Source organism: Dyadobacter sp. BE31 (assembly GCF_031457695.1).
Lineage (GTDB): Bacteria > Bacteroidota > Bacteroidia > Cytophagales > Spirosomataceae > Dyadobacter.
The window spans coordinates 793,117-805,287 of sequence record NZ_JAVDXA010000001.1; the positions used below are offsets into that span (position 1 = coordinate 793,117).

Sequence of the window (12,171 nt, forward strand, 5' to 3'; positions counted from 1 at the left end):
CGTCCGGAAACTGCGGACGAAGGGCTTTCACGAATACCGATCCGGAGCTCGGGGAGCTTACCGTACGACCAGGATTTTGCGCATCAACGGACCATTGTTGATTTTCACGTAGTAGGTTCCCTGCGCCAGTTTCGTCAGGTCTACTTCGTTAGCCGAATCCGGCGTAGTGCTCAACACCAAGGCACCTGTCTGAGCATAAACCTTTACATTCGTGACCTGCTGGTTGCTGCTCACTTTGATACGGTCTGCGGTTGGGTTAGGATAAACATTCAGCTGCTCCTGGCCGTCGAAGTTCAGGCTCTTAATGGCGCTGTAAGCGAATGTTTCGTCCAAATCCACCATTTTCAACCGGTAAAGGTTCACGGCAAATGGATTAGTGTGGGTATAGGTGTATGTTTTGAGTTCCTTGCTTTCGCCTTTCGCTTCCACTTGTGCGAGCGCAGTCCAGTTTTTACCATCCTGGCTGTGTTGCACTTCGAAGTAAGCCGAGTTGGTTTCAGCGGTAGTAGCCCAGGCCAGCTGTGCAACCGAACCTTCTTTTTTCGCGGAGAATGCAGACAATGTTACCGGCAATGGAGGACCTGAGAAAGTAAGACATGCGTTGTCTGCAAGCAAATCGTTTCCGTTAGACGAGAGCAGCACGCGTACATATTTGCTGCCCGACGGAACGGTTCCTGCCAATGTATACTTTTCAAGACCCCATGTTCCGCTGGTAAGCGCTTTGGTAATGTCCTTCGTGATCTGACCAAGTTCAACCTGCGCTTCGCTGAGGAATACCAGCTGGATTTTCTGGCTATTGGAAGTGCTGTATGCCGCGTAGATATTCAGTGTAACCTGGTTTCCGGTGGTAGTCTGCAATTCTACATCCTGCCAGAATTTGCCTGCACCGCTCAATTTCGCTCCGTTCACACCGCATACCGCGTAGGTTGGCTCTACCGTCAATGTACCGGTTACGTTCCAGTTGTTGGTACCGTTTTCGAAGCTTGGGTTTTGCAATGTATTGCCGTTACATTCCTGGCAGGTAACGGGCTGCGTGATGTTTGTACAGATTGCATCTACTTTGAAATAATCACCTGATGAAACAAGCGAGAAGCGAACTTTCACAGCTCCTGCCGGCGCAGTGGCTGAAATCGAGAATTGTTTCAGTTTGCTGTCTACCACCTGGTAGTTCATGTCTACAACCGCTTCACCTGAATTGATTTTGTTTCCGGCACCGTCGTAGAAAGTAAGCTTGAACTGGTGGGTTGCACCTGTATTGTGCGTACCGCCGTAGGCAGTGACATCCACCTTCGCACCTGCTACTACATTAATATCCTGCCAGATAGATCCCGCGCCGGTGATCAAACCGTTGTAGTTACCACACATTTTATAAGAACCATCGGTACCGAAGTTTGTACCGCTCGACTTTGACCAGTCTGCAGTTCCGTTTTCGAAACTTGCATTTTTAATATATTGGTTGGAGTTCACGCAGTCACAGTCAACCGGGGTTGCAGGAGGTGTGATCTTCATACATGCCGCATCTACTTTGAAATAGTTACCGCTTGAATACAGCAGGAAACGAACTTTTGCAGTATTCGCAGGTGCCGTTGCCGACATGCTGTAAAGTTGCAACTGATTTCCACTGCCTACTTCGAAGTTCATGGCCTTCACTACCGCATCACCGATCTGGCTCCCACCCGATGTCAGGAAGATCAGTTTGAACTCGTGCACTTTGCTATTATCGTGCGTACCACCATATACGCTCAGGTTGACTGTGCTTCCGGCCACAACGTTATTAACGTCCTGCCAGACAGATCCCGAACCGGAGATCAGACCATTCTTGTCACCGCACATGTTGTACGCGTCGTCCGTACCGAAGTTGGTGTTGGTTGATTTCGACCAGCCGGTAGTTCCGTTTTCGAAACTGGCGTTGGTCAGAACGTTGTTGTCACAACCACAACTGGTTGTGGCATTGGCCTGGAAGGCGAAGCCCAGGCTCAATAGTAATAGGGTAAAGAGGAACGTAAAATTTTTCATAACGTATTTGATTTGTAATTGATTAGCTGCACTGGCCTGTCAACAAAATGTACGCTACAAAGGTATAGATTAGATTCTCTCAAAATAGCACTTTTTTTATATGACAAGTGCGTAAAAATTATGTTTATGTCGATTTTTCAATTATTTCTAAGTAATTTTTAGAAAGTATTTCTACAAAAAAATACGCATTTATTTGTCGTCTTAGCTGATTTATGACAAAAACAATTCTATTATCATTGCCAATTGGTTACATATCAATTTAAAATTAATAATAGTACTTTTTCAATAAACACAAGCAACTACCCGCCTTTCTCAGATACCCTTCGGTTACATGAAAACAAAAGAAAATTTTGTCCGATCCCAGGTCATCATGGCTTTCTATATAAGCACACCGATACCTTATTCGTTTACTTCGAAATCATCTCATAGTCACAATAGTGACGGCTCCGCAAGTAAAACTTCTACACTTCTAAATGGCATATGGGTCGTTTTTAGAGACAAAATGCCTGTTTTGACTAACCAACGGCAGTTGCCAAAAATGATCGGAAATGTGGATATCAATGAACTTTCACTGAAGAATTTCGACAAAACTTTTTTTCACCCAAACCCCGGGTTCTACAAGATTTCTATTGACTACGAACAAAATGCAGCCATTTCATGACTGTATCACAGCCATTTAGCTAAGTTTTCTTCGGATTTACCCACCACAACATCCAAATAAACTTAGACTAAATATTCGTTATGCGATAGAAAATACTGCATTCACGGGAACTTGACAAAACAAACGATGATTAAACTGGTCGTTAAACCAAATAACTCTCGAGTTATTTTTACAAAGGGAATCGAACCTGAAATAGGATTTAAGTCCATGTATGATGGGATTTTGAGCTCAAAACACGCTGGAATCAAAAATTAGGTGCTCCTTACGCCCCCTGTTTCGCTGTATTAGGACGGGTTTCCGAATAACCTGTGTATTTTAAGTCCGAATTGCAGTACAAGGCCTCAATCCATGTTATTATGCTCAAACGATACTTTACTATACTCACACTTGCAATGCTAGCCGGCTCGTGCAGCACACGCAAGACAACGGTTAATCAGGGCTCCCGCCTGGACAGCATCGCCCGCGAGTACGTCAGACTCGGACTGGCGATAGGCCAATACGACGGCGATTTTGTGGATGCCTATTATGGCCCGGACTCCCTGCGACCGGCCAAAACGGATACCTCGCAATTCCCGAAAGATGCATTTCTGCAAAGAACCGGCTCCCTGAAAAAGGTGCTGGCTGCATTTGCAACGAACACTCAAAACGACACCCTCACACGCCGCGCTGCCTGGCTCACGGCCCAGCTAACGGCATTTGAAAGACGCATACACCTGTTTTCAGGCACATTTGTATCCTTTGATGCCGAATCCAAAGACCTTTTCGACGCCGTGGCGCCGGTATATGACGAGAAGCATTTTCAGGACCTCATTGCAAAGCTTGACCGGCTGCTACCTGGCCAGGGGCCTATTCCCGCACGCTACCAGAAGCTCGCCGATCACTTCCTGATACCGGCCGAGAAGATCGATACCGTATTCAGAACGGCCATCGCAGAGGCCCGTAGGCGCACGCTGGCGCATTACACGCTACCTGCGGGCGAGGATTTTAAACTCGAATATGTGCGGGATAAACCGTGGTCGGGGTATAACTGGTACAAAGGCAATTACAAAAGTGTGATCCAAATCAACGTAAGTCAGCCGATTTACATCGAAAGGGCCATAGATCTGGCTTGCCACGAGGGATATCCGGGGCATCATGTGTACAATGCATTGCTGGAAAAGAACCTTTACCACGATAAAGGCTGGATGGAGATCTCGCTCTATCCGTTGTTCAGCCCGCAGTCGCTGATCGCCGAAGGAAGCGCCAACTACGGCATTTCCATGGCTTTCCCGGGGAATGAACAGCGGGAGTTCTGTAAAACCGTGCTGATCCCGCTCGCGGGCCTCGACACCACAATGGCTAATGCCTACTTCGAAGCCCTGGCGATCCGCTTGGCATTGAATTACGCGCGCAACGAAGTAGCCCGTGGGCTGCTCGGCAACGGCATGAGTGAGCAAGATGCCAGGCGTTGGCTTACCGACTATTGCCTGCTGCCCGAAAAAGGCGCGTCGGATTACCTGCGGTTCATCCGCAAGTACCGGAGCTACGTGATCAACTACAATTACGGGCAGGACATTATCCGGAAGCACATAGAAGCACAGGGAGGCACCGCCGCCGCTCCCGATAAGCGATGGAAGCTTTTTGAAACATTACTAAGCAACGAAAACAAAGCCAGCGACCTGCTCGCACCGTGAAAAAACAATGGGTGGAGCGTGAAGTAATGGCCGAACCCAATGTCGCCAAAACTGGCGATTTCGCTTCAAAATGCGGGTAAAATGGCCTATATTCAGCATTTTGAACTACTCCCTTTTACCAATCTTGAAAAATTTTAATTTACTCACCAAAAAGAACAGCCCTAACATTTTCCAAACCGGTGCCGCACTGACACTGGCGGCCCTGATCAACGCCAGTGCACAGGCTCAAACCTCACCTTCTCCTAAAACCTACACCTGTTACCGCACTGAAAAAAGCATCGCTATCGACGGTCGTATGAACGAGCATTCATGGAAGAAAGCCGCCTGGACTTCCTCGTTCGTGGACATTGAAGGGGACAAAAAACCGCTGCCGCTGCAAGAGACCCGCGTGAAAATGCTTTGGGACGACCAATACCTCTACATTGCCGCGCAAATCGAGGAAGAGCACATCTGGGCATATCAGGACAAAAAGGACCAGATTGTGTACCTGGAAAACGATTTCGAGGTGTTCATCGACCCGGACGGCGACACCGAAAACTACTATGAGCTCGAAATCAATGCCATTAATAACACATTCGACCTCTTTTTGCCTAAACCCTACCGTAAAGGCGGCAAAGCACAACTCAAATGGGATATCAAGGGCCTGAAATCGGCAGTATCAGTGATTGGCACCGTCAATAATGCAAAGGACAAGGACAAGCGGTGGATTCTGGAAATCGCCATTCCTTTCGAATCATTATCTACTGAAAATGTAAAACCCGTAATCCCAGCCGACGGCTCCGAGTGGCGGATCAACTTCTCCCGCGTGAACTGGCAGCACGAAATCGGCGAGGATGGCCGCTATAAGCGCAAACGCAATGCAGAAACCGGAAAGATCATCCCCGAATACAATTGGGTATGGTCGCCGCAAGGCATTATCAATATGCATTATCCCGAATACTGGGGAAAATTGGTTTTCAGCGGCTCGAAGGCCGGGAAAATCAAAGAAGTAACCACCGCTCAAAACTGATAAAGTATGACCAGGCCCGCTATTTTACTTTTCCTCACGCTGTTAACGGGGACATTATCCGCTCAACCACAGGCAACCGGCAAAACGGTAGTCGATCAAAAACTGACAGCCCAGCTCGAAGCCGCGCTCGCGGGCTTTCACGGGCGGGTGGGTGTGTATGTGCGCAACCTGAAAACCAACCGCATTGCCGCTGTAAATGCCGATTCGCTCTACCCTACGGCCAGCATGGTGAAGGTGCCGATCATGTGCGGCATTTTTGACAAGATCGAAAAAGGGGAAATCGCATTCAATCAGGAACTCGTTTACCGCGATTCACTGAAATACGACAATGGAATCGTGGGCTCTTTCCGCGACAGCACGAAAATCGCCCTGTCGAAAGTCGTCCATTTGATGATCTCCCAAAGCGACAACACCGGCAGCTTGTGGTTACAGGCAATGGCCGGCGGCGGCGCGACGATTAACCAATGGCTGGATGGAAACGGGTTCGCGAACACGCGCGTGAACTCCCGTACACCCGGGCGCAAGGAGTTTCAGGCACGTTACGGCTGGGGCGTCACTACACCACGGGAAATGGCCGAGTTGGTGGCGATGATCCGAAACGGGAAGGCCGTCAGCCCGGCGGCGAGCGACAGGATGTACCGCTACCTCGGCATGCAATTCTGGGACGGCGAGGCCATTTCCCAGTTACCTTCGAATGTAAAAATAGCCGCCAAAAGCGGGGCCGTGAACCAGGCCAAATCGGAGGTACTGGTGGTACATGCGCCGCACGGTGACTACGTGTTCTGCATTGCGACCAAAGACCAGGAGGATCAGCGGTGGCAGAAGGACAACGAGGGCTACGCGTTGATCCGCAAGGTATCGGCCATCATCTGGAAACATTTTGAGCCAAAAAACGAATGGAAACCGGTAGAGGGATCCGAAAAATTCTGGTTCTGAAAAATCCCGGCAAGCGCAACACTTGCCGGGATTTTTGTCAGTGCCCTTCGCTGGACTCGAAGCCCAGGATAGCCAGCCGGTAAGGCGTAGCGGAAACTTTCACCTTGTTGATTTTGGACAAATTCGCCGCATTTACCACGAGTAATTCGCCCGTCTTGGGTTGGGTAATATATATGTAGCGTGAGGTCGCTTCCAGTTGCGGCTTCTGCGTTTCGTCTTTGGCAGTAGCACCTGTTACCGCACCGCTTATTTTCAAAGTATTGGTTTTCAAATCGTAGATACGGAGCTCGCCGCTGTGCAGCAATATCACCACATTGTTCCCCGCGTAGTCCACCTTCGCCTGCATAATGTCGGTGCTGGCGAGCACGGGTGTCACCGATTTGGCAGCAACATCAATGATGTAAACCCCTTTTGCGGCAGTGTAACCCAGGAATTTGCCTGCACCTTTCGCTTCCAGGATCGACCCGAACCATGCCTCGCCAAAGTCGGCGGGATGCGCGATAAGCTGCTGATTACCCGTAGGCTCCACTGCCAGAATGCCGCTGGAAGAGCCAAACAGTGAAACGCTGCCGTTCGTCGCATTGCCGTGAATACCTTTGGTTTGAATGGTCGAGGCGAACAGCGTTTTGCCAGAAACGTCGATGATCTTCACGCGCTCCGGCAATGTTCCGGCCGCCGACCCGTCTTTTTCCGTAATTGCATAGGTGCCATTGTCGAATTTCGTCATCGCACCGTGGTGCGCCACGTTCCCGGCATTGATAAGCGTCATTTTCTTGCCTGCGGTGTGAAAATCCGCTTCTTTGGCAATGCTCAGCGTACCGTCGCCATCGTTGAACGTGATAATCTCATCCCCCTTGCTTTTGAAATGCGTAGGCTTGTTACCGTCGCCCGTCAGCGCACCGAACTTCGGCGTTCCTTTTACATCCACATGGTCGCCGTGGCCTTCAAAACCTGTGTCAAAAAGTTGTACAAAGTTGTTGGCCCCATTCAAAATAGCCCCAAAACGCCCACCCTGCGTGCCATACAATGTCGATTTGGCAAATTGTGCTTCAAACTTCTCCGCGGTAAGTTTCACCGGATCCACCAGCACCAGCTCCTTCGAAACTTCGTCATTCACCATCACACGGATGAACTTGTACTCGGTGTCCTCTACCGGTGTTACGTCATCTTTCTCCTTGTCGTCGCAAGCCAGCAGCAATGCGCCGAATGCCATCGATAGTACTACTTTGAATAAATGCTTTTTCATAAAAAAATCTTTATATGCAACAATGATGCAAATGTAGTTTCAGAAAAACTACAAATGCAACAATGTTGCATATAAAGATTAAAAAAGAATTAAAGAGCCCCCTGAATCCCCTATCAGGCTATTGCCTCTCGTAACAGGTTCCTGCTCTCTTTTTTCACGAATGTGATGGGCACAAACTCGTCGTTAGGCGCGCCGATATAATAGACGGTCCATTCCGGATCGTGATGCGCCAGCATTTCGCTGATACAATCGGCACGGTGCGCTACCGGATTGGTACAATCTTCCCAGTAAAACAGCTCGACCCTATAAAACAGGTTCTGCTTGATTCCGTTGATCGTTACCTCAACTTTGATCTCCTGCTTACCTTGAAGCGGCGGGATAGGGATTGCAATGTGGCTCATGGTATTATCTGGTTAAAATTCAAATCATTGGTGCTGGTCGTTGTTGTTTTTGACCGCGGACGGCTGACCACCGACCGCCGGTCTCCTTATTTCCGGATTTGTCGGGTGTCGCTTTAAATCCCCGGCGGTCAGCGGTCGGCTGTCTGCGGTCTGGGCCGCAGGCCCTATTCCGCTCTAAGACTTTTAACAGGATTCGTCAATGCGGCCTTGATACTCTGAAAGCTGATCGTGAACAATGCGACAAGCACTGCCAGCGCGCCGGCCAGCAGGAACATCCACCATTCGATATCGATGCGGTACGCAAAGTCATTCAGCCAGGTTCGCACGGCCCACCAGGCGACCGGCGTAGCGATCAGAATGGCTACAAGCACGAGTTTGAGAAAATCCCTTGACAGCAATGCGACGATGCCCGCTACCGACGCGCCCATTACTTTTCTCACCCCAATTTCCTTGATCCGTCTTTCCGCCGAATAGGAAGCCAGCCCGAACAGCCCCAGGCAGGATATAAAAATCGCCAGCCCGGCCAGTATGCCCACGATCTCGCTCACCTGGCTGTCGGCACGGTACATTTCATCGAAGTGCTCGTCGAGGAATGAGTAGGTAAATGGCTCTTCGGGGAGTATTTTGCTCCATGCCGCCTGCATCGCTGCCACGGCCTGCTGCGCATCCTTACCCTTTACACGTACCGATATTTCGGAGTAATTCCAGTCCTTCTGATTGAAAATGCACAACGGCTCGATCTTGTGGTGAAGTGAATTGAAGTTAAAGTCTTCCACGACACCCACAATGCGGGACAGTGAGTCCATTCCATAGAAACCAAACTGTTTACCGACCAGAGATTCCAGAGTAAGATCCGGTTCATTTTTGAGGAGTTCCTGCGCCAGCGCTTTGTTGATGATATAGGTTTTTGCGTTGTCGGCCGGGCTATCGGTAAAGTCACGACCTGCGATCAGTTTTATTTTGTACAAACTCAAAAAGTCGGGATCGACAATGATCTGCGATGATGTAAGCTCTCTTTTGGGACCCGTTCCCTGAAAATGAATAGCCGTCTGATGAAGGTTGTTACCCAATCGCTGCTGGGAACCCGTGACGCCATTAATGAACGCGCTACGGAGCATTTCTCCTTTCAAAGCATCATATTTGGTATCCGATCGCGAATCCAGCGGTATAATTACCACCTGCTCCTTATCGAATCCCGGATCCTTGTTAATCATGTAATTCAATTGTCGCGCGGCGAAAGCAGTAGCAACGATCAGGAAAACAGCACTGGAAAATTGTGCTACAACCAATGCATTCCTGAAACGGCTTTTACCCGAACGCACAACACCTTTGAGCACTTTCACAGGTTCGAACGCTGAAAGGAAGAACGCAGGATAGATGCCGGAGATCACACCGATCAAAACCGTACCGGCCAGCAGTAACGGCAACAACCCGGGGGTTTCGAGAAAAGAGAAATTGAGGGGCCGCTGGCTAAAATTCGCGACTGCCGGCATCAACAACCATACCATACCGAGCGCTAGCACCAATGCAAGCAACGCCAGCAGCACCGATTCTCCGATAAATTGCCTGGCCAGTTCTGCACGCCTCGCCCCGATCGATTTACGGATTCCGACCTCTTTGGCTCGCGCTGCCGAGCGGGCGGTCGAGAGGTTCATAAAATTCACACACGCGATGACCAGGACAATCGCGGCTATGATTGAAAACACATAGGTATACCTGATGTCGAACTTCTGAAAATTGACGTAGTCATGGGTAATATCCGTCGAACCCGCATGGATGTCGGTCAGCGGCTGCAAGAAAAGCTCGAAATGCTTCCAATGCTCATCTTTCATGTGTCTTTTCAGGTAGGCCGGAAATTTCTTTTCCAAAGCGGCCACGTCGGTCTGGTCGGCTAGCCGGAGATAGGTATTGAGCCAGTTACTTCCCCAATTTTCCATAAAATCGGGCTTGGCAATCGTATTGAACGACACCAATGCGTCAAATTGCAAATGCGAGGTGCCCGGCACGTCGGCCATAATCCCGGTTACTTTGAGGGTCAGGGTATCATTGCCATACACATGGATAGTCCGCCCCATAGGAGCCTCAGTGCCAAAAAGGTTCGAGGCGGCCTTGCGCGTGAGTACTACTGAGTTGGGATCGATGAGGGCGTGGTTGCGGTCGCCTTGTTCGAGTGGGAAATCGAACATTGTGAAAAAATCCGGGTCTGTCAGGAAAGACTGCGCAAGCTCCACCCTTTTGCCTTTATAGAATACTGGAATCTTGCCCGTTCCATTAATCCGCACAAAGCTTTTGACCTCAGAAAATTCTTGTTTTAACGTCGGCCCCATTGGATACATGGAAAGCGCCACATTCTGCGGTGTCATACCATCGAATGTCTGTACTTCATTCAGCCGGTAGATATCGCCGGAATGCATCCGGTCAAAACTACGTTCGTAAAAAACGAACAGCATGATCACAATGCAGGCTGCCATTCCAACGGCCAAACCCACGATGTTGATAGCCGAAAAAACCTTGTTCTTCCAGATGTTCCGGAGGGCAATTTTGAGGTAGTTTTTGAGCATGCTGCTGTTCTGAATAGGGTTAAAAACACCCGGCAACAAATTTATGCCAGATCGAACAACAGCCTGATGTTCAATATTTTAATACACAAAAACAAAGAAATACTGTCCGAATTCGGACAATCTTGTTCACCGATGGACAATGCGGAAAAATACCTTGCGAAAGCTGCTACCAGTTCTTACGAATACCGATGTAGCCACCGGTCCTTTTGGTAAAAATATCGCCCTGGTCGGTAGCCACACGGGCGATGATGCTCGTGTTTTGTAAACCCGGAACCGCATATTGTGCTCCCAGAACCGATGAAAACTGCCCCCTCGGCGGATCGAAGTCGGCACCCGGTGTTCCGAAATTTTTGCTGTAAGAGAATTTCAAGGTAAGCGCCAGCGAACGGCCTACCCTGCCCTGTGCACCCAGGTAATATACATTCACCCGGTTGTTGGGGAAATACCGGTAATTCCCGAGCTTCGACTGGTCCATATCCTTGCCAGGAATGATAAACGGCGTACCCACCGTCCGGCCCTGGTACGACCACCCTTCCGAATACTGGGTATGGTTGAAATAATTATCGGCCCCCTGGTATTTGCTTCCGGGAATGTAAAACTCTGAGCCGGATTGGTCTTTGGTAGTGAGGAATTCCAGTGTCAGATGCGTAAGAGCCACAGCATTTCCCTGGCCTGGCAGCAGTTTCAGGTTAGCGCCATAGAGCCCGTCGGGAATGTTCTTGAAAAGCATGCTCGAAACATCCTCGAAAGGATGCTGGTGGTATACAAAAAGCCGGTAGCGATCGATTTTGGTCTCAAAAGCGATATCGTAGCTGCCCAGGTGGTTCCCAACGCGGTAGCTATCGAACGCACCATATCCATTTTTTTCAAACCAGTTTTTGGAGGTGAACGCCAGCACTACATTCGGGTAGATAGACCACGACGACGGCAGTTCGCCATTCACCGCCAGTTCGGGATGAAGTTTCAGGTAGTCCGAATGCCCCGCCCACATGACATTGTGATTCAGGCCGAGGTAGAACTTGCTTTTGTGTTTCCCCAGTCTCAGATACAAAAACTTCTGATGCAACCGCACACCCTGGATGTAGTCTGTATTAAACCACCCATGTGCAAACCCCGCATGCACGGCCACGAAGTTCCCGGTGAATTTCAGCGGTGAAAAGCCCACCGTCCCGATCTGCACTTTGGGCACTGGCAATGAATTCCCCGACATCGCGTAAAAGCCCGACGACAGCGTGGTATCCCCCAGTCCCATTACCTCGCGCCTGCGCCCTACCCACAGCTCCACGCGCTTGAACCGCACGCTCGCATGCGCCTCAGGAAGCACGAATTCAAACTTGTTTGCCTTATTATACACTCCTACCGGACTTACGCCCGCACTCCAATCGAATTTTCGCTTCCTGTTAGTAAGGCTGTCGTAGAAAACATAGTTCCTTCGCGCAGTGGCCTGCAACACGCCGGCCGTAGCGCGGTCGGGAACGGCTCCGAATTGATTGGTACGAAGCCAGAACGGCGTTTCGCCATTGGAAGACAAATACGCCCCGGCCTCCGCACTCGCTTCGAGATTGGACACAATCGTATTTTTCTGAGCAAAAAGCTGCCCGGAAATGATTGCAAACACCGCAAAGACACTAAGGGTAAAGGTTCTGCGCAATTGATTCCGATCGATAA

8 protein-coding genes are annotated in these 12,171 nt (G+C 49.7%); 3 read left to right on the forward strand and 5 right to left on the reverse strand.

Annotated features, from left to right (window positions below; genetic code table 11):
- Nucleotides 1–57: 57 nt before the first annotated feature.
- Nucleotides 58–2,016 (reverse strand): T9SS type A sorting domain-containing protein, encoded by a 1,959-nt coding sequence (locus tag J2Y43_RS03405; RefSeq protein WP_309981260.1) that lies wholly within the window; start codon nucleotides 2,014–2,016, stop codon nucleotides 58–60.
- Nucleotides 2,017–3,033: 1,017 nt separating this feature from the next.
- Between J2Y43_RS03405 and J2Y43_RS03410 the strand changes: the two genes are divergently transcribed.
- The 3 genes from J2Y43_RS03410 (at nucleotide 3,034) to J2Y43_RS03420 (ending at nucleotide 6,295) form a co-directional block, all read left to right on the forward strand.
- Nucleotides 3,034–4,350, forward strand: a complete 1,317-nt coding sequence (locus tag J2Y43_RS03410; RefSeq protein ID WP_309981258.1) for a hypothetical protein — start codon at nucleotides 3,034–3,036, stop codon at nucleotides 4,348–4,350.
- Nucleotides 4,351–4,474: 124 nt separating this feature from the next.
- Complete coding sequence (locus tag J2Y43_RS03415) at nucleotides 4,475–5,359, forward strand: carbohydrate-binding family 9-like protein (protein ID WP_309981257.1); 885 nt, start codon at nucleotides 4,475–4,477, stop codon at nucleotides 5,357–5,359.
- A gap of 6 nt (nucleotides 5,360–5,365) precedes the next feature.
- The gene (locus tag J2Y43_RS03420) at nucleotides 5,366–6,295 is read left to right on the forward strand and encodes a serine hydrolase (protein WP_309981256.1); all 930 of its coding nucleotides are present in this window, start codon (nucleotides 5,366–5,368) and stop codon (nucleotides 6,293–6,295) included.
- Nucleotides 6,296–6,332: 37 nt separating this feature from the next.
- Here the strand turns inward: J2Y43_RS03420 and J2Y43_RS03425 are convergent, their stop codons facing one another.
- From J2Y43_RS03425 to J2Y43_RS03440, 4 genes are all read right to left on the reverse strand, one after another.
- Entirely contained in the window at nucleotides 6,333–7,541 is a 1,209-nt protein-coding gene (locus J2Y43_RS03425; protein WP_309981255.1) for a hypothetical protein, read from the reverse strand.
- A 113-nt stretch (nucleotides 7,542–7,654) separates the two neighbouring features.
- Nucleotides 7,655–7,942 (reverse strand): hypothetical protein, encoded by a 288-nt coding sequence (locus tag J2Y43_RS03430; RefSeq protein WP_106596148.1) that lies wholly within the window; start codon nucleotides 7,940–7,942, stop codon nucleotides 7,655–7,657.
- A 164-nt stretch (nucleotides 7,943–8,106) separates the two neighbouring features.
- A complete protein-coding gene (locus J2Y43_RS03435) occupies nucleotides 8,107–10,503 on the reverse strand; it encodes an ABC transporter permease (RefSeq protein ID WP_309981254.1) in 2,397 nt (798 codons plus the stop codon).
- Nucleotides 10,504–10,669: 166 nt separating this feature from the next.
- Nucleotides 10,670–12,121 carry a capsule assembly Wzi family protein gene (locus tag J2Y43_RS03440; RefSeq protein WP_309981253.1) on the reverse strand — a complete coding sequence of 484 codons (1,452 nt, stop codon included), beginning with the start codon at nucleotides 12,119–12,121 and terminating at the stop codon, nucleotides 10,670–10,672.
- Between the last annotated feature and the right edge of the window lie 50 nt (nucleotides 12,122–12,171).